35 protein-coding genes are annotated in these 22248 nt (G+C 47.8%); 32 read left to right on the top strand and 3 right to left on the bottom strand.

All coding sequences use genetic code 11. The features are described 5' to 3' along the window. Window positions 1-51: 51 nt before the first annotated feature. From RIC07_RS13860 to RIC07_RS13850, 3 genes are all read right to left on the bottom strand, one after another. Window positions 52-681: a hypothetical protein gene (locus RIC07_RS13860; RefSeq protein ID WP_446395032.1), complete on the bottom strand. Its 630-nt coding sequence runs from the start codon at window positions 679-681 to the stop codon at window positions 52-54. A gap of 119 nt (window positions 682-800) precedes the next feature. Further along, complete coding sequence (locus RIC07_RS13855; RefSeq protein WP_446395031.1) at window positions 801-1325, bottom strand: helix-turn-helix domain-containing protein; 525 nt, start codon at window positions 1323-1325, stop codon at window positions 801-803. A gap of 119 nt (window positions 1326-1444) precedes the next feature. Continuing rightward, window positions 1445-1768 carry a DUF6932 family protein gene (locus RIC07_RS13850; RefSeq protein ID WP_446395030.1) on the bottom strand — a complete coding sequence of 108 codons (324 nt, stop codon included), beginning with the start codon at window positions 1766-1768 and terminating at the stop codon, window positions 1445-1447. 625 nt (window positions 1769-2393) lie between these two features. Between RIC07_RS13850 and rplC the strand changes: the two genes are divergently transcribed. The 32 genes from rplC (at window position 2394) to larE (ending at window position 21895) form a co-directional block, all read left to right on the top strand. Beyond that, window positions 2394-3029 carry a 50S ribosomal protein L3 gene (gene rplC, locus RIC07_RS13845; RefSeq protein WP_446395058.1) on the top strand — a complete coding sequence of 212 codons (636 nt, stop codon included), beginning with the start codon at window positions 2394-2396 and terminating at the stop codon, window positions 3027-3029. Between the two features lie 94 nt (window positions 3030-3123). Continuing rightward, complete coding sequence (gene rplD / locus RIC07_RS13840; protein ID WP_446374143.1) at window positions 3124-3756, top strand: 50S ribosomal protein L4; 633 nt, start codon at window positions 3124-3126, stop codon at window positions 3754-3756. Continuing rightward, on the top strand, window positions 3749-4054 hold the full coding sequence (locus RIC07_RS13835) for a 50S ribosomal protein L23 (RefSeq protein ID WP_006100514.1): 306 nt from the start codon (window positions 3749-3751) through the stop codon (window positions 4052-4054). Before rplD ends, RIC07_RS13835 begins: the two co-directional genes overlap by 8 nt. A gap of 150 nt (window positions 4055-4204) precedes the next feature. Further along, window positions 4205-5068 (top strand): 50S ribosomal protein L2, encoded by an 864-nt coding sequence (gene rplB / locus RIC07_RS13830; RefSeq protein ID WP_006100464.1) that lies wholly within the window; start codon window positions 4205-4207, stop codon window positions 5066-5068. A 40-nt stretch (window positions 5069-5108) separates the two neighbouring features. Then, window positions 5109-5384, top strand: coding sequence for a 30S ribosomal protein S19 (gene rpsS / locus RIC07_RS13825; protein WP_446374137.1), 276 nt, complete (start codon window positions 5109-5111; stop codon window positions 5382-5384). A gap of 57 nt (window positions 5385-5441) precedes the next feature. Next, complete coding sequence (rplV, locus tag RIC07_RS13820; protein ID WP_006100589.1) at window positions 5442-5804, top strand: 50S ribosomal protein L22; 363 nt, start codon at window positions 5442-5444, stop codon at window positions 5802-5804. A 59-nt stretch (window positions 5805-5863) separates the two neighbouring features. Next, window positions 5864-6589: a 30S ribosomal protein S3 gene (gene rpsC, locus RIC07_RS13815; RefSeq protein ID WP_446374134.1), complete on the top strand. Its 726-nt coding sequence runs from the start codon at window positions 5864-5866 to the stop codon at window positions 6587-6589. A gap of 83 nt (window positions 6590-6672) precedes the next feature. Continuing rightward, window positions 6673-7086 (top strand): 50S ribosomal protein L16, encoded by a 414-nt coding sequence (gene rplP, locus RIC07_RS13810; protein WP_446374132.1) that lies wholly within the window; start codon window positions 6673-6675, stop codon window positions 7084-7086. 6 nt (window positions 7087-7092) lie between these two features. Beyond that, a complete protein-coding gene (gene rpmC / locus RIC07_RS13805; protein WP_446374130.1) occupies window positions 7093-7488 on the top strand; it encodes a 50S ribosomal protein L29 in 396 nt (131 codons plus the stop codon). Between the two features lie 6 nt (window positions 7489-7494). Further along, window positions 7495-7743, top strand: a complete 249-nt coding sequence (gene rpsQ, locus RIC07_RS13800) for a 30S ribosomal protein S17 (RefSeq protein ID WP_446374128.1) — start codon at window positions 7495-7497, stop codon at window positions 7741-7743. Window positions 7744-7883: 140 nt separating this feature from the next. Continuing rightward, window positions 7884-8252: a 50S ribosomal protein L14 gene (gene rplN, locus RIC07_RS13795; RefSeq protein WP_006100476.1), complete on the top strand. Its 369-nt coding sequence runs from the start codon at window positions 7884-7886 to the stop codon at window positions 8250-8252. Then, window positions 8252-8602, top strand: a complete 351-nt coding sequence (gene rplX, locus RIC07_RS13790) for a 50S ribosomal protein L24 (protein ID WP_006100389.1) — start codon at window positions 8252-8254, stop codon at window positions 8600-8602. The genes rplN and rplX overlap by 1 nt, the downstream gene beginning before the upstream one ends. A gap of 102 nt (window positions 8603-8704) precedes the next feature. Then, the gene (gene rplE, locus RIC07_RS13785) at window positions 8705-9250 is read left to right on the top strand and encodes a 50S ribosomal protein L5 (protein ID WP_446374125.1); all 546 of its coding nucleotides are present in this window, start codon (window positions 8705-8707) and stop codon (window positions 9248-9250) included. Window positions 9251-9274: 24 nt separating this feature from the next. Further along, window positions 9275-9676: a 30S ribosomal protein S8 gene (gene rpsH / locus RIC07_RS13780; RefSeq protein ID WP_446374123.1), complete on the top strand. Its 402-nt coding sequence runs from the start codon at window positions 9275-9277 to the stop codon at window positions 9674-9676. A gap of 63 nt (window positions 9677-9739) precedes the next feature. Then, window positions 9740-10279, top strand: coding sequence for a 50S ribosomal protein L6 (gene rplF / locus RIC07_RS13775; protein ID WP_446395029.1), 540 nt, complete (start codon window positions 9740-9742; stop codon window positions 10277-10279). Between the two features lie 3 nt (window positions 10280-10282). Next, entirely contained in the window at window positions 10283-10645 is a 363-nt protein-coding gene (gene rplR / locus RIC07_RS13770) for a 50S ribosomal protein L18 (RefSeq protein ID WP_044206597.1), read from the top strand. Window positions 10646-10670: 25 nt separating this feature from the next. Then, complete coding sequence (rpsE, locus tag RIC07_RS13765) at window positions 10671-11192, top strand: 30S ribosomal protein S5 (protein WP_446374117.1); 522 nt, start codon at window positions 10671-10673, stop codon at window positions 11190-11192. A gap of 102 nt (window positions 11193-11294) precedes the next feature. Beyond that, complete coding sequence (gene rplO / locus RIC07_RS13760) at window positions 11295-11744, top strand: 50S ribosomal protein L15 (protein WP_446395028.1); 450 nt, start codon at window positions 11295-11297, stop codon at window positions 11742-11744. 233 nt (window positions 11745-11977) lie between these two features. Beyond that, window positions 11978-13327, top strand: coding sequence for a preprotein translocase subunit SecY (secY, locus tag RIC07_RS13755; RefSeq protein ID WP_446395027.1), 1350 nt, complete (start codon window positions 11978-11980; stop codon window positions 13325-13327). Between the two features lie 286 nt (window positions 13328-13613). Further along, on the top strand, window positions 13614-14168 hold the full coding sequence (locus tag RIC07_RS13750; protein ID WP_446395026.1) for an adenylate kinase: 555 nt from the start codon (window positions 13614-13616) through the stop codon (window positions 14166-14168). A gap of 201 nt (window positions 14169-14369) precedes the next feature. Then, on the top strand, window positions 14370-14594 hold the full coding sequence (gene infA / locus RIC07_RS13745) for a translation initiation factor IF-1 (RefSeq protein ID WP_006100613.1): 225 nt from the start codon (window positions 14370-14372) through the stop codon (window positions 14592-14594). A gap of 87 nt (window positions 14595-14681) precedes the next feature. Next, window positions 14682-14795, top strand: a complete 114-nt coding sequence (rpmJ, locus tag RIC07_RS13740) for a 50S ribosomal protein L36 (protein WP_071777214.1) — start codon at window positions 14682-14684, stop codon at window positions 14793-14795. Between the two features lie 60 nt (window positions 14796-14855). Then, the gene (gene rpsM, locus RIC07_RS13735; protein WP_006100714.1) at window positions 14856-15239 is read left to right on the top strand and encodes a 30S ribosomal protein S13; all 384 of its coding nucleotides are present in this window, start codon (window positions 14856-14858) and stop codon (window positions 15237-15239) included. Between the two features lie 49 nt (window positions 15240-15288). Further along, on the top strand, window positions 15289-15681 hold the full coding sequence (gene rpsK / locus RIC07_RS13730) for a 30S ribosomal protein S11 (protein WP_446374109.1): 393 nt from the start codon (window positions 15289-15291) through the stop codon (window positions 15679-15681). Window positions 15682-15950: 269 nt separating this feature from the next. Beyond that, window positions 15951-16898, top strand: coding sequence for a DNA-directed RNA polymerase subunit alpha (locus RIC07_RS13725; RefSeq protein WP_446374151.1), 948 nt, complete (start codon window positions 15951-15953; stop codon window positions 16896-16898). A gap of 91 nt (window positions 16899-16989) precedes the next feature. Continuing rightward, entirely contained in the window at window positions 16990-17340 is a 351-nt protein-coding gene (gene rplQ, locus RIC07_RS13720; RefSeq protein WP_006100605.1) for a 50S ribosomal protein L17, read from the top strand. Window positions 17341-17349: 9 nt separating this feature from the next. Further along, the gene (truA, locus tag RIC07_RS13715; protein WP_446395025.1) at window positions 17350-18201 is read left to right on the top strand and encodes a tRNA pseudouridine(38-40) synthase TruA; all 852 of its coding nucleotides are present in this window, start codon (window positions 17350-17352) and stop codon (window positions 18199-18201) included. 24 nt (window positions 18202-18225) lie between these two features. Next, a complete protein-coding gene (gene rplM / locus RIC07_RS13710; RefSeq protein ID WP_006100413.1) occupies window positions 18226-18681 on the top strand; it encodes a 50S ribosomal protein L13 in 456 nt (151 codons plus the stop codon). Next, a complete protein-coding gene (rpsI, locus tag RIC07_RS13705) occupies window positions 18681-19097 on the top strand; it encodes a 30S ribosomal protein S9 (protein ID WP_446374104.1) in 417 nt (138 codons plus the stop codon). Before rplM ends, rpsI begins: the two co-directional genes overlap by 1 nt. 97 nt (window positions 19098-19194) lie before the next feature. After that, window positions 19195-19440: a 50S ribosomal protein L31 gene (gene rpmE, locus RIC07_RS13700; RefSeq protein WP_006100490.1), complete on the top strand. Its 246-nt coding sequence runs from the start codon at window positions 19195-19197 to the stop codon at window positions 19438-19440. 103 nt (window positions 19441-19543) lie between these two features. Beyond that, complete coding sequence (prfA, locus tag RIC07_RS13695) at window positions 19544-20659, top strand: peptide chain release factor 1 (RefSeq protein WP_446395024.1); 1116 nt, start codon at window positions 19544-19546, stop codon at window positions 20657-20659. 411 nt (window positions 20660-21070) lie between these two features. Continuing rightward, entirely contained in the window at window positions 21071-21895 is an 825-nt protein-coding gene (gene larE, locus RIC07_RS13690) for an ATP-dependent sacrificial sulfur transferase LarE (RefSeq protein WP_446395023.1), read from the top strand. The last annotated feature ends 353 nt before the right edge of the window (window positions 21896-22248 follow it).

Below are 22248 nucleotides of genomic sequence, written 5' to 3'. Positions count from 1 at the left end.
TTTCTATATAAGCAAATTTTCAGTATCATTTTTTCGTAAGCATCATTCCTTTTAGTCGAGGTGAGCCTGGGGAGACGAATTTGTAGATACTCCAACCATCCAAATCAAACAACCTAAAATGTGGTCTACTGGAGGTAGAGCATAATCCATCAAATCTATAGTTACTGTTGACCCTTCTAATTTCAAAAAACGCCATTGAGTCCCGTTACTAACTGACCCGTAAATTGTCGAGATACTCACCTGATTAGCTTGATTAAACATTTGAGCAGCAACCATTTCTGCGATGCACTGTCCCAAGCCTTCATTCAGATTATCTCGTTTGGCTTCCCCCACCACAACCACTGGTGCTTCAATCTCCAATTGTTCTTGAGAACTACTAATCAAGTAATCAACATAGCCATTCAATCCTTTACTCATATCCACCGTAAAATCCCGACCCGAAAAAAGGCTGATCTGATTTCTAAAAATTCGTCTCACCTCTTGCAAAATGGGATAAATAATCCCCTCTGACTTAGCCTTTTCTGAGCCAACCGCAATAGCCCACGGCAAATCGGTCAACGCTTCTTGTAGCCTAGCACTAGGAGCTATAGGATCAATGGGTGGTAGAAACCGTCCTCCTTCAACAGTCGTTAAGTTAAACTCTTTTTTAGCTTTAGCTAAGGTGAAACTACTGTATGCCATCGTTTAAATATTACGAATTTGATTTAACCGTCCATACACTTGCTCTTCAAGGGTAATGATCGTCACAGCAATTGTTTAAGTGATACTTGCACGGGTAGCGATCGCACCATCTAACAATCTCAATTCCTACAGCTTTGCTCCCGATTTGTTGTCTGAGACGTTAGCAATTCTTCTTTAGTAACCGGAGTTCTTCTCAGCGTATCTAAAGGAATTAAAAACTCCCCATTTTGAATTTTAATATCTAGGGCATTAATCACAAATCTGACATCCATGAAACTGGCATCTTCGTAATCATTACCTTCATAGCGTTTGATTTGCTCTTCCGTCAGTCCAGCTAAGTTCGCTAGTTCTTGATGGCTGAGTTTAGCCGCCATACGCGCTTTAATTAAAACTTGCGGTAAATAGTCAATGTCGTCGAGCTTCAGTACGATAGGGCTGTGGCGATCGTGGGATGTAAGTCTTTCATATTCAGCGATTTCTGCTTTTAATTTATCGAGATGAGATTGTAATGAACTTCTCATCAGCTCCCAGCCGTCAGGATAATTTGTTTTCCTGGCTTCATCTCTCTCTATTGTAGCTATAGATTTTTCAAATTCTCCGATCAGCTCCTGAGTAACTGTATACTCTTTTTTATCTTTAATCATAAGCTCCACCTCACTAAATCTATGGCAATAATCCCTTTTTTATTGTACTTTCTATCTTGCTGAAATAATTCAAAAGAATCCATTCCGTAATTGCCGATGGGTTGGTCTGATGGAAAGATTCAACCTCCATATTTAACTTTCTGTCCAGCACGGTCATAATAATTCAGTAATCGAGGAGCATGAATTCTGAGATAGTCTATATCTACCTCTTCTCTATCCCAACAGGCATCGAAATCCCCTGGGTCTGCTTTGATGGTAACAAAGCTGCCATTGATATACATTGTCCGGCAACCTGCTGCTTTTAGCTGCTCTATTGCCATTTGCAGTCCCCGTATTAAACGCAACCTAAGCGCATTGGTTCCAAATCGTTCTACAAATCCCTCCCATTCGCAAAAATGCACTCCTGGCGGTAGATTGCCGTTTTCGTCGAAGTCTGGAATCACTCCCTTACACCTGTTCCACAAGTTAATTGTCCAGCTTTTGAGCGTACCATTTAAGGTGGAGGCTTAGACCAGGTGCATGGCGGGTTGGCGGGTTCCCCGGATTGTGAATGAGCGTGCGGCTTTCGAGGCAAGCTGGCTCGGATGGATAAAATTGTCGCCAATTTCCTAGACAAAGCTAGAGAATTATTCTATACTGAGCAATTGTGACCAAATTGCCAGGTTGCGCGATCGCGACTTACTCGATCGCAACTTAGGTCAACAGAAGCTGTGGTCTTGGATTTATCCAGTCAAACCACCAAGTTGAGGTATGCTAGTTCTACAGTAGAACTACAGTGAACTCAGATCAAAAAGCCAGATAGCTCTTGTAGTGGCAGCTTCTGACCTTTGGCACTTGCACTGCGCCTCGTGGGGATACTGAGGAGATAACTCTTTAAGTCCCAGCGTTCAAAGGCGACGCGGTTAGTCAGGACTAACCAAAATTTCCACAACTAACCAGGCAAGAATTAACCTCAATCGAGGAAATCCCTGTCGATTAGTCAGGAAGATAACCTGCTGAGGTAGAGCGGATTCACTTGTGAATCAACGCCAAATTTGCCTCGCTGTACCGTCTAGAAAGGAGAAGCCAGTGTCTGTCGGTATCCTCGGCACGAAACTCGGCATGACCCAAGTCTTTGACGAGGAAGGACGCGCCCTTCCTGTCACAGTCGTTCAAGCGGGTCCTTGTCGGGTGACTCAAATCAAAACCAAGCAAACGGATGGCTACAGTGCTGTACAACTGGGCTATCACGAAGTTAAAGAAAAGGCAGTCAATAAGCCAGAAAAGGGGCATTTAGCCAAATCTGAGGCTCCCCCTTTACGTCACCTGCGCGAATATCGCCTAGATAGCACCGACGAATTCCAACTCGGTCAAGTTATTAATGCGGAGATATTTAGTGCGGGTCAACTGGTTGATGTCTCTGGAAATACCATTGGTCGCGGCTTTGCTGGCTATCAAAAACGCCATAACTTTAAGCGCGGACCTATGGCGCATGGTTCAAAAAACCACCGCTTACCCGGTTCCACTGGTGCTGGAACAACGCCCGGTCGTACCTTCCCAGGGAAGAAAATGGCGGGTCGTTATGGTGGTAAACGTCAGACCATTCGCAAACTACAGGTGGTGCGCGTAGACACAGAGCGAAACATACTGATTATTAAAGGGGCAGTTCCCGGTAAGCCAGGAGCGCTTTTAAATATTGCACCCACGAATAAAGTCGGGCGATAGTCATGGATTGTTGATTGTTGATTGTTCATTATTCATTGTTTATGCCCACCGATGAATCATGAACAACCAGAATAAAGACTAAGGACTAAAAACTATGGTCGATTGTATAGTGCGAAACTGGCAAGGGGAAGAAGTGGGACAGGCAACCCTAGAGCTGAAAGTCGCCAAAGAAGATAGTGCGTCTCACATTGTTCATCGAGCATTAGTTAGACAAATGACCAATGCTCGTCAAGGAACCGCATCCACAAAAACCCGCGCCGAAGTTAGAGGCGGCGGACGGAAACCGTGGCGGCAAAAAGGAACGGGTCGCGCTCGGGCTGGCTCAAACCGCTCACCCTTGTGGCGAGGTGGGGGCATCATCTTTGGTCCCAAGCCTAGAGACTATAACCTGAAGATGAACCGCAAAGAGCGGCGCTTGGCATTGCGAACAGCATTGCAGGGTCGAGCGGAGGATATGATTGTCGTCGAAGAGTTTGCCGATCAACTGCCCCGTCCTAAAACCAAAGACTTGATGGACGCGATCGCGCGTTGGGGAATTGATCCCAATCAAAAAGTCCTGTTGATTCTACCGCAACCCGCACAGCAGGTTTATTTATCAGCGCGTAATGTGCCAAGCATCAAGCTAATCTATGCTGATAGCTTAAATGTCTACGATGTATTGAACGCTGACAAAATTGTCACCACCAATACAGCCCTTGCCAAAATTCAGGAGGTTTACAGTGACTAAATCGACTAACCCCCGAGATCTGGCAGACATGGTGCTGCGCCCAATTGTAACTGAAAAAGCCACGTTGCTTTTAGAAGATAATAAATATGTCTTTGATGTGGTTCCCAAAGCCACTAAACCTGAAATCAAAGCGGCAATAGAAAGCCTTTTTGATGTCAAAGTTACGGGTGTAAATACCTTAATGCCACCTCGCAGAAAGCGTCGCGTCGGCAGATTTATCGGGTACAAGCCCCAGTATAAACGGGCAATTGTCACCTTAGCGCCTGAAGACTCAATTACGTTGTTCCCAGACGTATAAAACAATGGTGAGTGTTGAATGTGTCGGGGCGGGTTTGACTACTATCTTTTATTACCCAATCCAGATGCAACTAAAGCCGCCCCGACCGAGTTTTCAGGGACAAATGACGAATGACGAATGACGAATGACAAATGACTAAAGGATAGTTTTATGGGAACTCGTAGTTATAGACCCTATACCCCTAGTACCCGTCAGGTTACGCTCTCAGACTTTGCGGAGATTACCCGCGATGAACCAGAAAAATCGCTAACGAAATCTAATCACCGTCCCAAGGGTCGCAATAATCGGGGGGTGATTACCAGTCGGCGTCGAGGAGGTGGACACAAGCGCCTCTACCGGATCATCGACTTTCACCGGAACAAGCACAATATTCCGGCTAAAGTAGCATCCATTGAATATGACCCTAACCGGAACGCCCGGATTGCCCTGCTTTACTATCAAGATGGCGAAAAACGCTATATTTTGCATCCGGCTGGTTTAGAAGTAGGCGCTTCTGTGATTTCTGGACCCGATGCTCCAATTGAGGTGGGTAATGCTTTACCTCTGAGCAATATCCCTCTAGGAACCAGCGTGCATAACGTAGAACTGATACCCGGAAAAGGTGGTCAAATCGTCCGTGCGGCTGGGGTGAGTGCCCAAGTCGTTGCCAAAGAAGGAAAGTATGTCACGCTGAAGCTACCCTCAACAGAAGTTCGCATGGTGCAGCGAAATTGCTATGCCACGATTGGACAGGTGGGGAATAGTGATGCTCGTAACCTCAGTTTAGGGAAAGCCGGTCGTAGCCGTCGCTTGGGACGCCGTCCTAAAGTCAGAGGAAGCGTCATGAACCCGGTTGATCACCCGCATGGTGGTGGTGAAGGCAGAGCGCCTATTGGTCGATCAGGTCCAGTCACACCATGGGGTAAACCCACTTTGGGTGCTAAAACTCGGAAGCCGAAAAAACAAAGCACGGCTTTAGTTGTCCGCCGTCGGCGCAAATCCTCAAAGCGAGGACGGGGTGGGCGTCAAGCTTAACGGTTGCATCCAATTACTGACCATTTACCATATTGAGATTATGGGTCGTTCATTAAAAAAAGGTCCATTTATTGCCGACAGTCTTCTGAGTAAGATTGAAGCCTTGAATACTAAAGGCGAAAAGCAGGTAATTAAAACCTGGTCACGCGCCTCAACCATTCTGCCGCAAATGGTGGGTCATACCATCGCCGTTCATAATGGCAGAACCCATGTGCCGGTTTTTATCAATGAGCAGATGGTGGGGCATAAATTGGGCGAATTTGCTCCAACTCGTACCTTTCGCGGTCATTCTAAAAGCGATCGCCGGGCGCGTTAATCGACGCGGAGTTGGCAGCTTTTATCTCGCTCTTCCCCATTAGAGATCACAAAAACTATGGCGACGATAGATACGACAGTAGAAACCAAAGCGATCGCACGTTACATTCGCATGTCCCCCTTTAAAGTCAGGCGGGTTCTTGATCAGATTCGCGGACGTTCCTACCGCGAAGCCCTGATTATTCTAGAATTTATGCCGTACCGGGCGTGCGAACCCGTGCTGAAAGTCCTACGATCCGCCGTGGCGAATGCCGAACATAATGCGGGTTTAGATCCAACAAACTTGGTGATTAGCCATGCTTCTGCTGATATGGGACCCAGCTTTAGGCGATATCGCCCCAGAGCCCAAGGTCGAGCTTATCAGATTCGCAAGCCAACTTGTCATATAACGGTGGCGGTTTCACCTCAAGTTGAGGACTAGTTAATCGTCATCAATGATCACGATTGACAACGGACAAACAAAAAGTAAAGGAAGGATTCGTGGGACAAAAAATTCATCCAATTGGTTTTCGCTTAGGTGTCACTCAAGAGCATCGCTCCCGTTGGTTTGCTGATACCAAGCGTTACCCAGAAGTCCTGCAAGAGGACTACATCATCCGACAATATGTCGAAAAAAACCTGAGTAACGCCGGAATTTCGATGATCCGGATCGAACGCAAAGCCGATCAAATTGATTTAGAAGTTCATACAGCCCGACCCGGTGTCGTGGTTGGTCGGGGCGGTAGTGGCATTGAATCTTTGCGTACAGGTCTACAAGACCTTTTGGGGAGCAATCGCCAAATTCGCATCAATGTCATTGAAGTCGCTCGGGTGGATGCCGATGCGGAGCTAATTGCGGAGTATATTGCCCAACAGCTCGAACGCCGGGTATCCTTCCGTCGAGTTGTCCGTCAAGCGATTCAACGGGCGCAGCGGGCAGATGTCCAAGGCATCAAAGTGCAAGTGAGTGGTCGCCTGAATGGGGCGGAAATTGCGCGAACGGAGTGGACTCGTGAAGGTCGAGTTCCCCTACATACCCTGCGGGCGGATATTGATTATTCCTACCGTACCGCTAGCACTACCTATGGGATTCTCGGCGTGAAAGTTTGGATCTTCAAAGGCGAAATCATTCCGTCTACCGAAGATGTCGCCCCGCAACCCACCGCTCAACCCCGTCGTCGTCAACAACGGCGTCGCCAACAATTTGAAGATCGTTCCAATGAATAAGTCTTTTGTCTTTTGCCCTGAAGCAGGTGACAACAGGTAAAGGAGAAACAATCACGACTAACTGATAACGGACAAAAATCACTATGTTAAGTCCTAAACGTACAAAATTCCGCAAACAGCATCGCGGGCGGATGAGAGGTCAAGCGACGCGCGGCAACTCCCTCAATTTTGGGGACTTTGGCTTGCAAGCGATTGAACCGTCTTGGATTACGGCGCGTCAAATTGAAGCGGGTCGTCGAGCCATGACTCGCTATATTCGCCGGGGCGGAAAAATCTGGATTCGCGTGTTTCCAGATAAACCTGTGACCATGCGTCCGGCGGAAACTCGTATGGGTTCCGGGAAAGGGTCACCTGAATATTGGGTAGCTGTGGTTAAGCCCGGTCGAGTTCTCTATGAAATCGCTGGTGTTCCCGAACCCCTTGCCCGCGAAGCCATGCGTCTAGCGGCTAACAAATTTCCCATTAAAACAAAGTTCATTACTCGTGAAGGGGAATAAGTATTTATGCCTTTGCCCAAAATAGACGACGCCAGAACCTTAAGCGATCAAGAGTTAGCCGATGAAATTTTAGCTGCCAAGCGTGAGTTATTTGAACTGCGGTTGCAACAAGCCACCCGCCGTTTGGAAAAACCCCATCAGTTTAAGCATCTCAAACATCGCATTTCTCAGATGATGACTGTCGCGCGAGAACGGCAATTGGCAGCAGTGTCTGAAGAGACAACCCCACAAACGGTGAGTGATTCAGCCGATGCAGCGACAACGGCTACAGCCACGACTCAACCCCCTCCAGCCGAGGTAGAAGAGTCGGTTCAAGCCGATGAGCAAGAATCAGTGAGTGAACCCGAGGCGACTGAAGTCACCCCTGAATCCTCACCATCTGAGGAAAAAGAAGAGGAGTAAACCGCGATGGCAGTTAAAGAACGAGTTGGTTTGGTTGTGAGCAACAAAATGGATAAAACCGTGGTTGTTGCTGTCGAAAACCGATCGCCCCACCCGAAGTACGGCAAAATTGTTGTCAATACCAAGCGATACAAGGCACACGATGAAGAAAATCGCTGCCAAGAAGGCGATCGCGTCCGCATTCAAGAAACCCGACCTCTCAGTCGCACGAAACGCTGGCAGGTTAAGGATATTCTCAATAGTGCCTCAATTTAATTAAGGCGTATTGACCCTTCGCCACCCTCGAAGGAACTTGGTTTTGGGTTTTAAATGGTCACGAATCGGTGAGAAACGATCGTGAAATCCACTCAGACTTGCCTCACAACTCATAACTCTGAATCAAGAGTACAAATCAGATGATTCAACAACAAACCTATTTAAATGTGGCTGACAATAGCGGTGCGCGTAAAGTAATGTGCATTCGCGTCGTCGGTTCCGGAAATCGACGTTACGGTAGTGTGGGTGACGTGATTATTGCTGTGGTGAAGGATGCAATTCCTAACATGGCAATTAAAAAGTCCGATGTGGTTCGGGCGGTTATTGTCCGCACTCGTAAAGGATTGCGCCGGGAAAGCGGCATGAGTATTCGTTTTGACGATAATGCAGCTGTAATTATTAACCCGGAAGGTAATCCCAGAGGAACTCGTGTATTTGGTCCAGTAGCGCGAGAACTACGGGAAAGAAATTACACGAAAATTGTGTCCTTAGCGCCGGAGGTACTCTGATGGCTAAAAAGACAGAAAATGCGCCACCGCGTTACAAAATGCACGTAAAAAAAGGCGACACGGTGCAAGTGATTAGTGGTCACGATAAAGGTAAGGTCGGAGAAATTCTGCAAACCTTACCGAAAGACAGTAAGGTTGTCGTCAAAGGCGTGAACATTAAAACCAAACACGTCAAGCCTCAGCAAGAAGGGGAAACCGGTCAAATTGCTACCATTGAATCCCCGATTCACAGTTCCAATGTCATGCTGTATTCGGAAAAGCAAAAAGTGGCAAGTCGTATCTGTTACACCTTGACTGAAGAGGGACGCAAGGTACGAATGCTGAAGAAAACGGGTGAAATTATCGACTAAATATCTTCGTCAAGTCCTTTCAGTTATCAAAAACAAATGACAAAGGACAAATGACAAAGGACAAATTACCCTGACAAAGCCCAGGGAAAAAGGATAACCATCATGTCTGACCGATTGAAAACACTCTATCAAGAGACAATTGTTCCCAAACTTAAAGAACAGTTTGGGTATACAAACATTCATCAAGTCCCGCGTGTGACCAAAATCACCGTCAACCGGGGATTAGGAGAAGCATCTCAAAATGCTAAAGCCCTGGAATCCTCATTGAGTGAACTGGCGATCATTACCGGTCAAAAACCTGTGGTCACCCGTGCCAAAAAAGCGATCGCGGGATTTAAAATCCGTGAAGGAATGCCCGTGGGGGTCATGGTGACCCTGCGATCGAAACGGATGTACTCGTTCTTGGATCGCCTAATTAGCTTAGCCCTGCCGCGAATTCGTGACTTTCGCGGGATCAGCCCTCGCAGTTTCGACGGTCGCGGTAACTACACCTTAGGCATCCGAGAACAATTGATTTTCCCGGAAATAGACTACGACAGTATCGATCAAATTCGTGGCATGGATATCTCAATTATCACCACCGCAAACACCGATGAAGAGGGTCGCGCTTTACTCAAAGAGATGGGAATGCCTTTCCGGGAGAAATAAGCCTGTAAGAATAGGAAGGAACTAATGGCGGCAAACGATACAATTGCAGATATGCTGACCCGCATTCGGAATGCGTGCTTGGTGCGGCATCAAACAACAAATGTCCCAGCAACAAAAATGACCCGTGCAATTGCCCAGGTCTTGAGAGAGGAAGGTTTTATTGCCGAGTTTGAAGAAGCTGGGGAAGGCATCAAAAAATACTTAGTTATTTCTTTGAAATACAAAGGAAAAACTCGTCAACCCATTATCCGAGCGCTGAAACGGGTGAGTAAACCCGGTCTCAGAGTTTACAAAAATCGCAAGGAATTACCGCGAGTTTTGGGTGGTATTGGTATTGCGATTATTTCCACGTCCAGTGGCATCATGACTGACCGGGAAGCCCGACAACAAGGAATCGGTGGTGAAGTGCTGTGTTACATCTGGTAGCACGGCTCAAATCAGCACTTAAGCTCTTTTGAATTCTTTTGCCCGGATAAGGAGTATAAAATCATGTCGCGTATTGGCAAACGCCCAATAACAATTCCCAATAAAGTGACCGTGACCATTGAAGGTCAACAAGTTACCGTCAAAGGACCCAAAGGAGAACTCCAACGAGTTCTACCGAAACAAGTCATCGTTGAACAAGAAGGAGAAACCATCCAAGTGCGGCGGCGGGATGAATCCAAACTTGCCCGTCAGCGCCACGGATTGTCTCGTACCCTGGTTGCCAACATGGTTGAAGGGGTGTCTAAAGGCTTTGAGAGACGTCTAGCCATCCAAGGGGTTGGTTATCGCGCCCAGGTGCAAGGACGTAACTTAATTCTGAATGTCGGATACAGTCAACCCGTGGAAATTGTCCCTCCTGAAGACGTGCAGCTAGCGGTTGAAGGGAATACTAACGTGATTGTTAGCGGGATCAATAAAGAAATCGTCGGCAACACAGCAGCTAAAATTCGCGCGGTGCGTCCCCCTGAAGTTTATAAAGGGAAAGGCATTCGCTATGCCGGTGAAATGATTAGACGTAAAGCTGGTAAGGCAGGGAAGAAATAACCGATGAAACTTACTCGTAAAGAATCAGTCCGCCGTAGACATCGGCGCGTGCGCCGGACAGTCCAAGGTAGTGCTGAACGTCCAAGATTAGCGGTCTTTCGCTCAAATCAGCACATTTATGTGCAGGTTATTGATGATCATCAACAACATACCCTAGTGGCAGCTTCGACGTTAGAACCTGGACTGAAGTCAGAGGTAAAATCAGGTGCCACTTGTGACGCCTCGGTTAAAGTGGGTCAGTTAATTGCCCAGCGAGCGTTGGAAAAAGGCATATCTCAGGTTGTTTTTGACCGAGGAGGAAACCTTTACCATGGTCGCGTGAAAGCTTTGGCAGAAGCGGCGCGTGAAGCTGGGTTAGACTTCTAGAAGTAAGTAAAGCGAAATTTAAATTATGGCAAATCGTCGCAAAAGTAGCCGCGCTAAAGAAAAAGACAGCGCCTGGCAAGAACGGGTTATTCAAATCCGTCGGGTTAGCAAGGTGGTCAAAGGCGGTAAAAAATTAAGTTTCCGGGCAATCGTTGTCGTTGGCAATGAGCGTGGTCAAGTTGGTGTTGGTGTGGGCAAAGCCAGTGATGTGATTGGCGCTGTTCGCAAAGGGGTTGTCGATGCCAAAAAGCAAGTCATCGATGTTCCCTTAACCAAGTCGAATTCCATTCCTCACCCCTCTAATGGAGCGGCTGTTGGAGCCAAGGTTATGGTACGACCTGCTGCACCCGGTACAGGGGTAATTGCTGGCGGCGCGGTACGGACGGTGTTGGAATTGGCAGGAGTCCGTAATATCTTAGCCAAGCAACTGGGGTCTAATAATCCCTTGAATAATGCCAGAGCTGCCATTAACGCCCTAGATGCGCTACGGACATTCAAGGAAGTGGCGCAAGAACGCGGGGTTGAAATTGAGAAGCTCTATGTCTGATTGTGTAGGGGCGGGTTTAGGAACTCGCTTTTCGCCATGAATAGTAACCTTTGTCCAAAACCAGCCCTAAATGAGAGAGTTTTCAGTTTAACCATCTAAATTATGAGAATCCATACTGTAGCACCCCAAGACGGTGCAAAGAAACGTCGTCGTCGTGTTGGTCGCGGGATTAGCGCGGGTCAAGGTGCAAGCTGTGGCTTTGGCATGCGCGGACAAAAATCGCGATCAGGTCGGGGTACAAGACCGGGGTTTGAAGGGGGTCAGATGCCTTTGTACCGCCGCTTACCTAAGCTAAAACACTTTACGGTGATTAATCCCAAACATTACACTACGATAAATGTAGGTAAGTTGGCATCACTCCCTGCCAATACAGAGGTGACATTACCGTCACTGATGGAAGCGGGTATCGTCACCACTAACGACGGACCGCTGAAAATTCTGGGCGACGGGGAGTTGACTGTATCGCTAAATGTTAAAGCTGCTGCCTTCACGACTGGCGCTCGTCAAAAAATTGAGGCGGCTGGCGGGAGTTGTGAAGTGATTGAGGCGTAACTTTTTAGCGTTGGCGGGTAATGGTGATGCTAATCGTTTGAGAAAAGTATACAGTTAGGTTTTGATCTAACCAAGGTCTGTAAGGCGTTTTTGACCGCGCCATCCAGGTTATTGATCTGGAACTCTAATAAGATCCGAAGGGACGCGATGTTAAATGGTTCCGAAGTATCCTATTAGAATCCCTGTGTATACCAGGGAGAGGTCAACACTGTGTCATCTAGAGGTACCCCTTTATGGTCGTCAGTCGAGACAAAGCTCCAACGGCTCAAGAAACATTTATGCAGATGGCACAAGCTGCCGGTCTTAGAGGTCGGTTGCTTTTGACCATCGGCTTGTTGATCCTCGCCCGGTTTGGTGTCTTTTTACCCGTACCGGGAATTGATCGGGCAAAACTTTCCACAGATATCCAAAGTGGTGGTATTCCCATCGCTGGCATTTTAGATTTTTTCTCTGGGGGAGGATTCTCGGCTTTAGGCATTTTTGCCCTGGGAATCTTGCCCTATATTAATGCGTCGATTATCTTACAGTTGCTGACGGCAGCGATCCCTACGCTGGAAAATTTGCAGAAGAATGAAGGGGAAGCTGGACGCCGGAAAATTTCTCAGATTACTCGGTATGTTGCCCTGGGTTGGGCGATATTGCAAAGCGTGGGTCTGGCAATATGGGTAAATCGTGACTATGCCAAGAATCCTGGAACTCTCTTCTTTTTGGAAACCGTGCTGGCAATCACGGCAGGTTCAATGTTTGTGATGTGGCTTTCGGAACTGATTACCGAACGTGGGATTGGCAACGGCGCATCCTTGTTGATTTTTGTCAACATTGTGGCAGTTCTGCCTCGGACATTGGATCAAACGATTGAGTTGGCACAGACGGGGGGGCGAGAAATGGCAGGTAAGGTGGTCATTTTGCTCCTGGTTTTCCTGGTGATGATTGTGGGGATTGTTTTCGTTCAGGAGGGAACACGCCGGATTCCGATTATTTCGGCAAGACGACAAGTTGGACGTCGCCTCTATCGGGAACGGACGAGTTATCTGCCGCTACGACTGAACCAAGGTGGGGTAATGCCGATTATCTTTGCCTCAGCGGTGTTTATTCTGCCTACTTCCCTGGCTAACTTGCCTGGCGGTGGTAATGATGCAGGCATTTTCGGCTCATTCGTCCAAGCGGTCAATCAGGTGACTGTGTATATCAGTCCGACTGGTCCGACGCCGTGGCTGTATGTACTGGTTTATCTGGTGTTAATTCTCTTTTTCAGCTACTTCTATGCGTCGTTGATCGTGAATCCGGTTGATATGTCGCAGAATTTGAAAAAAATGGGAGCGAGTATTCCGGGAATTCGTCCAGGTAAAGCCACAAGCGACTATATTGAGCGAGTGCTGAATCGGTTGACGTTTTTGGGTGCCATTTTCCTGGGACTGGTGGCGGTTGTGCCAACGGCTGTGGAAAGTGCCACGGAAGTGACCACGTTTAGAGGGCTGGGCGCTACCTCGTTACTGATTTTGGTCGGTGTGGCAATTGACACAGCGAAACAAGTTCAAACGTATGTGATTTCACAGCGCTACGAGGGTATGGTCAAGCAGTAAAATTTCTGCTAGGTCATTGGTTACTTGTCCTTTGTTCATCGTTGATTAAGTAGGTGGACATAATTAAAGTTAGCAGTGGAGATTAGGGAACAGGGAACAGGGAATAGGGAACAGTAAGGGTTTGAGGCTTGTTTACATAACTTAATCTAGTTAAGTTTATTTCCACCAACCTACTTAAACCCAAATGGGGTGTCTCGATAATTCAAAGCTGGACTTGAGCAGACATCAAATTGACAAAGGACAAAGGACGAATGACAAAGGACAAATGACATAAGACAAATAACCAATGACACGATTAGTTTTTTTAGGACCACCAGGGGCAGGAAAAGGAACACAAGCTCAGCATATCGCTCAGCTTTATCAGATTCCTCACGTCTCTACCGGGGATATTCTACGGAGTGCGATCGCCGCATCTACATCACTCGGACAAAAGGCGCAGTCTTATATGGATGGCGGCGAGTTGGTGCCAGATAAATTGATTCTGGATCTAATTCGCGATCGCCTCAAACAACCTGATACTCAAATGGGTTGGATTTTGGATGGGTTTCCGCGTAATGTCAGCCAAGCGGCTTTTCTGGAAAATCTACTTCAGGATCTCGATCAGCGCTGCGATTATGCCATTTATTTGGATGTCCCCGATGAATCAATCCTGAAACGGTTACTCTCACGGGGACGCCAAGATGATAATGAGCAGACGATTCGGCGACGCTTAGATGTCTACCGTCAACAGACGGCGCCGGTGATTGAGTTTTACCGCGATCACTCAATCTTACGCGAGATTGATGGGGATAGACCAATGGAAGAGGTTACGGACTCTCTCAAGCAGGTGATGTCGAGTTAATGCTCAAACCGGAAAACGAACGCCGTCTCACTTTTGAGGGATGTTCTCCTCTGGGGTAAGTCGTTACTATTTCTAAGGCTTCCCGTAATTGGGACAGGCTCTTTGTGGGAGGATTTTGATAACATAAGTTAACACTCCCTGGACAAATCTCTATCTGTGTGGAGGGGAATTAGTGACCAATTGTATTGAGGAACGACAAAATTGGCTAAACAAGACTTAATTGAAATGGAAGGGACGGTAACCGAATCCTTGCCGAACGCCATGTTTCGGGTTGATTTGGATAATGGATTCAACGTCCTTGCCCATATTTCTGGCAAAATTCGCCGTAACTACATCAAAATCTTACCGGGCGATCGCGTCAAAGTTGAACTCACCCCTTATGACTTGAGCAAGGGGCGAATCACCTACCGACTTCGCAAAAAATAAAAATCGGTAGGGTTGATTTATGGAGTTATTTGACGAGAAAACAAAAAAATGATATGATAATGTGCTTGCGTTGTAACTAAAAAAACCATGAAGGTTAGAGCATCCGTCCGCAAAATTTGCGAAAAATGTCGCGTTATTCGACGTCGGGGTCGAGTAATGGTTATTTGTCCAAACCCCAAGCACAAACAACGTCAGGGGTAATCCACCAGACTCTATAAGACTCATTTGTAGCACAAAACCAGCAAAAGGGAGAAAAATACCGTGGCAAGAATTGCCAGTGTAGACCTACCTCGCGATAAACGAATAGAAATTGGTCTAACCTACATCTACGGAATTGGTCTATCTCGCTCCAAAGAAATTCTGGCAAAAACGGGCGTTAATCCGGATATCCGCGTCAAGGATTTAAGCGATGCTGACGTAGCCACTCTGCGATCGGTGGTCGAGGGCGACTATCAGGTTGAGGGTGACTTAAGGCGCTGGGAAGCCATGAATATCAAGCGCCTTGTTGATATCGGCACCTATCGCGGGCGTCGTCATCGCCAAGGGTTACCTGTGCGCGGTCAACGAACCCGCACCAATGCCCGTACCCGCCGGGGTAGACGTATTGCTGTTGCCGGGAAGAAAAAAGCACCAGCGAAGAAGTAACACTCTTATTCAGTTCACACCCATCATTAAGATAGCCAACTAAAGCGATATGCCGCGACCAACTAAAAAAACTGGTACAAAAAAGCAGAAACGAAACGTTCCCAATGGAATGGCATTCATCCAGTCCACCTTCAACAATACCATCGTCACCATTTCTGACACGCGAGGTGATGTTGTTTCCTGGGCATCAGCGGGATCAAGTGGGTTTAAGGGAGCTAAGAAAGGCACCCCCTTTGCCGCTCAAACCGCTGCCGATAACGCCGCCCGTCGAGCGACAGACCAAGGAATGCGTCAAATTGAGGTAATGGTTAGCGGTCCTGGTGCAGGTCGAGAAACGGCTATTCGCGCCCTGCAAGGGGCAGGACTAGAAATTACCCTAATTCGGGATGTCACGCCAATTCCTCATAATGGTTGCCGTCCCCCGAAACGACGCCGCGTCTAGGATCGGGAAATTGGGAATGGGAATTGGGGAAGCCCAACCCAGAGTTTGATTTAGGGTATATCTCAATCAAACCTTCACGTTGGTTTAACCCCCATCCGTCTCGACTCGACAACAAAATCAAGTGTCAGCATCGAGCGAATTATGCCAACCACTAATACTTTGCTTAGTGCCACTTGTACCAAATGGTGGGTTAGGCGCAACAACAATTCAAAAGTACTCGCTTGGTGCTTTTGATGGGTTCCTATGAATTAAAGGAGGGAGGTCACTCCGTGGCGCAGTTTCAGATTGAGTGCGTAGAATCCAAAACACTAAAGAATCAAAGTCAATATAGCAAATTTGTCCTAGAACCTCTCGAACGCGGTCAAGGTACAACAGTTGGCAACGCCCTGAGAAGGGTTCTCCTGTCTAACCTGGAAGGGACAGCAATTACCGCTGTCCGGATTGCGGGAGTCAATCATGAGTTTGCCACCATTGCGGGAATCAGAGAGGATGTCCTAGAAATTCTCCTGAATATGAAGGAAGTCGTCCTCAAAAGTTATACACCCGGTCCCCATATTGGTCGAGTCATGATCACTGGACCCTCAACCGTGCGATCGGCTCAGTTTGACCTACCGTCGGACGTAGAATTTGTTGATCCGGGTCAGTATATCGCGACCCTAGCCGACGGTGCCAAACTGGAAATGGAGTTTCGCATCGAACGAGGCAAAGGATATCGCTCTGTAGAACGGGGTCGTGATGAAACATCTTCAGTCGATTTCCTGCAACTTGACGCCGTATTTATGCCCGTGACAAAGGTCAACTACAGCGTCGAGGATACTCGGATTGACGGTTCCCTGGAAAAAGACCGCTTAATTTTAGATGTTTGGACAAATGGCAGTGTGTCACCCCAGGAAGCACTGAGTCAAGCCGCTAATATTCTGGTGGATTTATTCAATCCCCTGAAAGATATCGAGCTGAAGCCAGAGCCTGTGGGTCGTCCTGAAGATGAAGATCCAACCAGCCAAATTCCGATTGAAGAACTGCAACTGTCGGTGCGGGCATATAACTGCCTCAAGCGAGCGCAAATTAACTCCGTTGCTGATTTACTAGATTATAGCCAGGAGGATCTACTCGAAATCAAGAACTTTGGTCAGAAGTCTGCCGAAGAAGTCATCGACGCCTTGCAAAAACGCTTGGGGATTACATTGCCCCACGAAAAATCGGCTAAACCAACTTAAGGATTGAGACTAAATGGCTAATCGAGTTGACGATTAGCCATTCGATTGAGAAATTGTTCATTGTTGTGGGATTGTAGAGGAAGAAAAGACAATGCGTCATCGTCGTCGTGTACCCAAACTGGGAAAACCAGCTGACCAGCGTCGAGCGCTGCTCAGAAGCCTAGCTACGGAGTTGATTCGTCATGGTCGGATCACCACCACTAAAACGCGGGCAAAAGCTGTGCGTTCCCAAGTGGAAAAAATGATTACCTTGGCAAAAGATGGCTCCCTAGCCTCTCGCCGTCAAGCCTTGGGTTATATTTACGACAAGCAATTAGTTCATGCCTTGTTTGAAGGGGTGAATGATCGCTATGGCAACCGTAACGGTGGGTATACTCGCGTACTCAGAACCCTGCGCCGTCGTGGGGATAATGCGGAAATGGCAATCATCGAGCTGGTGTGAACTCAAGTCATGTCCGAGTGCGAGGTTAAGCCAACTCAACGCATCGCCCTGGTGATTCAATACCTGGGTACCAAGTTCTCGGGTTGGCAACGACAACCTCTCCATCGCACGGTACAAGCGGAGATTGAGCAAGTTCTGTCCACTGTCGAAGGAAAACCCGTAACCTTACACGGGGCGGGGCGTACTGATACAGGGGTTCATGCCGCTGCCCAAGTCGCCCATTTTAATAGTAGCCGTCCGATTCCCGGTGAGCGGTGGATGCATCTGCTCAATAGCCGACTACCGGAGGATATCCTGATTCGGGCATCAGCCCCCGTACCCGCCAATTGGCATGCTCGCTTTTCGGCGATTTGGCGTCGGTATCGGTACAGTATCTATACAGACGCTTGTCCCAACTTGTTTGTGCGACCGTTTTGTTGGCATTACTATCACGCTCCCTTAGATGAACATCAAATTCAGGAAGCACTGAATCCACTGCGGGGCAAACACCACCTGGCGGCGTTCCATCGCGCCAACTCTGGACGGAAGCATTCCTGGGTCACGGTTCAGGACACCCACTGTTACCGGAATGGTTCATTTATTCATATTGAAATTCAGGCGGATGGATTTTTATACGGCATGGTGCGGCTACTCGTCGGCATGCTGGTGGAGGTAGGGCGGGGCAACCTTAATCCCCACGAGTTTACTCAACTGTGGGTGAATCAACAGCGGGAGCGGATCAAATATTCAGCGCCAGCCAAGGGGCTGTGTTTGTTACGAGTGGGGTATCCCCATTCGCCGTTTCCGCCAAAAACCTGGTTTGATACTCAGCCTAAGTTCATCTTGCCGACTGAGATGCCCCCCCAATTGTGTTTAGGTTAACTGTATACGTAATCAAAAAAACTCATGCAAAAAACTTACCTGCCAACTCAGGATTCTTTAGAACAAAATTGGTACGTTATCGATGCCGAAGGTCAACGTCTGGGACGATTGGCAACTGAAATTGCCATGATTCTTAGAGGGAAAAATAAACCGACCTATTCCCCGCACATGGATACAGGGGACTTCGTTATCGTGGTCAATGCCGAGAAAGTCGTCGTGACCGGAAAAAAAAGCAGTCAGAAGCTCTATCGCCGCCATTCCGGTCGTCCGGGTGGGATGAAAACGGAAACCTTTGCCCATTTACAAGCCCGCCTACCGGAGCGGATTATTGAAAAGGCGGTGAAAGGGATGCTGCCCAAAAATTCCCTTGGTCGCAAACTTTTTACTAAGCTGAAAGTTTACGCGGGTGCAGCTCATCCCCATGACGCTCAAAAACCTCAAACCTTAACCATTGATACCATTCCAGGAGAACAAGACTAATGCAAGCAACAGAACCGATGGAAAATCGCGCTGTTTACTGGGGAACGGGTCGCCGGAAATCCTCAGTCGCCCGGGTGCGCCTCGTTCCAGGGACGGGTCAACTCGTTGTTAACGGGCGTCCCGGCGATGTCTACTTTAATCTGAATCCAGCCTATTTAATGGTGACCAAATCACCATTGGAAACTTTGGGTCTAGAAAATGATTACGACATTTTAGTCAATGCTCACGGTGGTGGGTTGACGGGACAATCGGATGCCATTCGCTTAGGTGTGGCACGGGCGCTTTGTGAACTTGACCCGGAAAATCGCTCTCCGTTGAAGATGGAAGGGTATTTAACCCGCGATCCCCGTGCCAAAGAACGGAAGAAATATGGCTTACATAAAGCCCGCAAAGCTCCCCAATACTCGAAGCGTTAGAATTGGGAGAAGAGAATACGAATCATCAGGGGTGATTTCGCCCCAAACGACACAAAGGACAGAACGAAGAAACGCTTGCTCACAGAGGAAAGTAACCATGCCAAAACCTGATATTCATCCCCAGTGGTATCCAGACGCCAAAGTCTATTGCAACGGAGAAGTTGTGATGACGGTTGGTTCAACCCAGCCCGAAATTCATGTTGATGTATGGTCGGGAAATCATCCCTTCTACACCGGAACCCAAAAAATTATTGACACGGAAGGTCGTGTGGAGCGCTTTATGCGGAAATACGGCATGTTAGAAGGGAATGCCTCGGAGCAGCAATCGTCTAAAGAGAAATAGCGAGTTGAAGTGTGTTCGACTGTAGCGGAGCCTAACTCTTAATAGTTAGACTTCGCTCTTCAATGCTTTTTTAGGCTATTTTAATGGAGCGATCGCTGTAACCATGGCGGAAACTTACCTACTCGATAAATTACAATCGGTTGAACAAACCTTTCACGAATTAACGCGCCGTTTGGCTGACCCTGATATTGCCACTGATCCGGTGGAAGTGCAGCGGGTGGCAAAAGCCCGTTCGTCCCTAGAGGAAGTGGTTAGCACCTACGAACTCTGGAAAACAGCCCAGGAGGAACTAACTGGCGCTCGCCAAATCCTCAAGGAAGCCAATGGGGATGGTGAAATGCACGACATGGCATCCCTGGAAGTTGAGGAACTGCAAACCAAGCTGGAGGAGTTGGAAAAACACCTGAAAATCCTACTTTTGCCCCGTGATCCCAATGATGATAAGAACATCATGTTGGAGATTCGCGCCGGAACCGGGGGCGACGAAGCCAGTATTTGGGCAGGGGATTTAGTGCGAATGTACTCCCGCTATGCCGAAACTCAGAACTGGCGGGTGAAGCTATTGAGCGAGTCCCCGGCTGACATGGGTGGGTTTAAAGAGGCGATTCTGGAAATTCAAGGGGAACAGGTTTATAGCAAGCTGAAGTTTGAAGCGGGTGTTCATCGGGTGCAACGAGTCCCGGTGACGGAAGCAGGAGGACGAGTTCATACCTCAACCGCGACTGTGGCGGTAATGCCAGAAGTGGATGATGTGGAAATTGAGGTTGATCCGAAGGATTTGGAGGTTTCCACAGCCCGTTCCGGTGGTGCTGGTGGACAGAATGTGAACAAGGTGGAAACAGCGGTTGATCTGTTCCACAAGCCGACTGGGATTCGGATCTTTTGTACGGAGGAGCGTTCTCAACTGCAAAACCGAGAGCGGGCGTTGCAAATTCTCCGCGCTAAACTGTATGAAATGAAGCTGCGGGAGCAACAGGAAGCTGTAACCTCGATGCGGCGATCGCAGGTGGGGACGGGTTCGCGATCGGAGAAGATTCGCACCTATAACTATAAGGACAATCGGGTGACGGATCATCGCTTGAGTCAAAACTATTCGCTGAATAGCCTGTTGGAAGGGGATATAGAGTCTGTGATTCAAGCCTGTATTACCCAGGATCAACAGGAACGGTTGGAAGAGTTGGCAACGTCGGACGAACAAGGGGAATCGCTTTTGGCTTAATTGGTATTTGTCATTTGTCATTTGTCATTTGTCATTTGTCATTTGTCATTGGTCATTGGTCATTTGTCATTTGTCATTTGTTTGTGTCATACTCGCTCTTCTTCAAGCAAGCTACGTCATTTGCCATTTGGCTCAAATCTAAACGACAAGAGGGCGGGTTTTGTTGATAACTTATCGGTAAGTAGGTTGGTGGAAATAAACTTAACTAGATTAAGTTATGTAAACAAGCCTCAAACCCTTACTGTTCCCTGTTCCCTGTTCCCTGTTCCCTGTTCCCTAATCTCCACTGCTAACTTTAATTGTGTCCACCTACTTATACCCGTCAATTAAACGGCTAAACCCGCCCCTACAATCCCCTACAATAAGGCATAACTTCTGCCTTCTGCCTTGAAGTCATCTGTCTTGACAACCATGTTAAATAATAAACTTGAACAACTCACCCGCTTATTTGCTCAAATGGATCGGGCATTGATTGCCTATTCTGGAGGAGTTGATAGCACCTTAGTTGCCAAGATTGCTTATGATGTTTTAGGCGATCGCGCTTTAGCGGTGACGGCTGAATCCCCGTCTCTGTTACCTGAGGAATTGGAAGACGCCCGGATTCAAGCAGCGGTAATTGGCATTCCCCATGAATTGGTGCAAACCGATGAAATGAATAATCCCAATTATACGGCGAATCCGGTTAACCGTTGCTATTTCTGTAAAAGTGAACTTCACGACACATTGAAACCCTTGGCGCTGCAACGGGGTTATCCCTATGTCGTGGATGGCGTCAATGCTGATGATTTAGGGGACTATCGCCCAGGAATTCAAGCGGCGCAAGAACGAGGGGCGCGATCGCCTTTAGCGGAAGTGGGGGTGACGAAAGCGGAAGTGCGTCAACTCTCGCAACAGTTAGGACTCCCGTGGTGGGATAAACCTGCCCAACCGTGTTTAAGTTCTCGCTTTCCTTATGGCGAAGAAATTACGATCGCGAAACTGCAACGGGTAGGGCGGGCAGAAGTTTATTTACGGAAACTAGGCTGGAAAAATTTGCGGGTGCGTTCTCAAGGGGATACTGCACGCATTGAATTATCGCCGGAACAAATTAAACAATTTGTCTTAACCATGGATTTACCCACCCTGGTATCAGCGTTTCAAGATTTAGGCTTTTTGTATGTCACCCTAGATTTAGAAGGGTATCACAGTGGCAAGTTAAATCGGGTCGTGAATCAAGACGATAAAGCAATAGTCTAGGGACAGGTTGAGGAACTGTGGAGGCAGGTTTAGGAACAATTGTAGGGGCGGGTTTAGGGACAATTGTAGGGGCGGGTTTAGGGACTAAATTTAGCTGCTCACCAATAAATGAACAACAAAACCCGCCCTCCTCACCAATAAATGAACAGCAAAACCCGCCCTCCCAACCAATAAATGAACAACAAAACCCGCCCTCCTCACCGATAAATGAACAGCAAAACCCGCCCTCCCCACCAATAAATGAACAACAAAACCCGCCCTCCCCACCGATAAATGAACAACATAAACCAGCCCTAGCTTGTCAATGCCCTTGCAATCTGCCGTAAGTAAGTGGAGGGCGACCCGACCCAATT

The sequence above is a fragment of the Coleofasciculus sp. E1-EBD-02 genome (assembly GCF_040218245.1).
Lineage (GTDB): Bacteria > Cyanobacteriota > Cyanobacteriia > Cyanobacteriales > Coleofasciculaceae > Coleofasciculus.
The sequence above is the reverse complement of the archived record's forward strand: the minus strand, read 5'-3'. Positions and strand labels throughout refer to the sequence as shown.

Coding starts and splice junctions, on each gene's coding strand:
- RIC07_RS13860 (WP_446395032.1), bottom strand. CDS start 681: ATGGCATACAGTAGTTTCACCTTAGCTAAAGCTAAAAAAGAGTTTAAC.
- RIC07_RS13855 (WP_446395031.1), bottom strand. CDS start 1,325: ATGATTAAAGATAAAAAAGAGTATACAGTTACTCAGGAGCTGATCGGA.
- rplD (WP_446374143.1), top strand. CDS start 3,124: ATGGTCGATTGTATAGTGCGAAACTGGCAAGGGGAAGAAGTGGGACAG.
- rplB (WP_006100464.1), top strand. CDS start 4,205: ATGGGAACTCGTAGTTATAGACCCTATACCCCTAGTACCCGTCAGGTT.
- rpsS (WP_446374137.1), top strand. CDS start 5,109: ATGGGTCGTTCATTAAAAAAAGGTCCATTTATTGCCGACAGTCTTCTG.
- rplV (WP_006100589.1), top strand. CDS start 5,442: ATGGCGACGATAGATACGACAGTAGAAACCAAAGCGATCGCACGTTAC.
- rplP (WP_446374132.1), top strand. CDS start 6,673: ATGTTAAGTCCTAAACGTACAAAATTCCGCAAACAGCATCGCGGGCGG.
- rpmC (WP_446374130.1), top strand. CDS start 7,093: ATGCCTTTGCCCAAAATAGACGACGCCAGAACCTTAAGCGATCAAGAG.
- rpsQ (WP_446374128.1), top strand. CDS start 7,495: ATGGCAGTTAAAGAACGAGTTGGTTTGGTTGTGAGCAACAAAATGGAT.
- rplN (WP_006100476.1), top strand. CDS start 7,884: ATGATTCAACAACAAACCTATTTAAATGTGGCTGACAATAGCGGTGCG.
- rplX (WP_006100389.1), top strand. CDS start 8,252: ATGGCTAAAAAGACAGAAAATGCGCCACCGCGTTACAAAATGCACGTA.
- rplE (WP_446374125.1), top strand. CDS start 8,705: ATGTCTGACCGATTGAAAACACTCTATCAAGAGACAATTGTTCCCAAA.
- rpsH (WP_446374123.1), top strand. CDS start 9,275: ATGGCGGCAAACGATACAATTGCAGATATGCTGACCCGCATTCGGAAT.
- rplF (WP_446395029.1), top strand. CDS start 9,740: ATGTCGCGTATTGGCAAACGCCCAATAACAATTCCCAATAAAGTGACC.
- rplR (WP_044206597.1), top strand. CDS start 10,283: ATGAAACTTACTCGTAAAGAATCAGTCCGCCGTAGACATCGGCGCGTG.
- rpsE (WP_446374117.1), top strand. CDS start 10,671: ATGGCAAATCGTCGCAAAAGTAGCCGCGCTAAAGAAAAAGACAGCGCC.
- rplO (WP_446395028.1), top strand. CDS start 11,295: ATGAGAATCCATACTGTAGCACCCCAAGACGGTGCAAAGAAACGTCGT.
- secY (WP_446395027.1), top strand. CDS start 11,978: ATGGTCGTCAGTCGAGACAAAGCTCCAACGGCTCAAGAAACATTTATG.
- RIC07_RS13750 (WP_446395026.1), top strand. CDS start 13,614: ATGACACGATTAGTTTTTTTAGGACCACCAGGGGCAGGAAAAGGAACA.
- rpmJ (WP_071777214.1), top strand. CDS start 14,682: ATGAAGGTTAGAGCATCCGTCCGCAAAATTTGCGAAAAATGTCGCGTT.
- rpsK (WP_446374109.1), top strand. CDS start 15,289: ATGCCGCGACCAACTAAAAAAACTGGTACAAAAAAGCAGAAACGAAAC.
- rplQ (WP_006100605.1), top strand. CDS start 16,990: ATGCGTCATCGTCGTCGTGTACCCAAACTGGGAAAACCAGCTGACCAG.
- truA (WP_446395025.1), top strand. CDS start 17,350: ATGTCCGAGTGCGAGGTTAAGCCAACTCAACGCATCGCCCTGGTGATT.
- rplM (WP_006100413.1), top strand. CDS start 18,226: ATGCAAAAAACTTACCTGCCAACTCAGGATTCTTTAGAACAAAATTGG.
- rpsI (WP_446374104.1), top strand. CDS start 18,681: ATGCAAGCAACAGAACCGATGGAAAATCGCGCTGTTTACTGGGGAACG.
- rpmE (WP_006100490.1), top strand. CDS start 19,195: ATGCCAAAACCTGATATTCATCCCCAGTGGTATCCAGACGCCAAAGTC.
- prfA (WP_446395024.1), top strand. CDS start 19,544: ATGGCGGAAACTTACCTACTCGATAAATTACAATCGGTTGAACAAACC.
- larE (WP_446395023.1), top strand. CDS start 21,071: ATGTTAAATAATAAACTTGAACAACTCACCCGCTTATTTGCTCAAATG.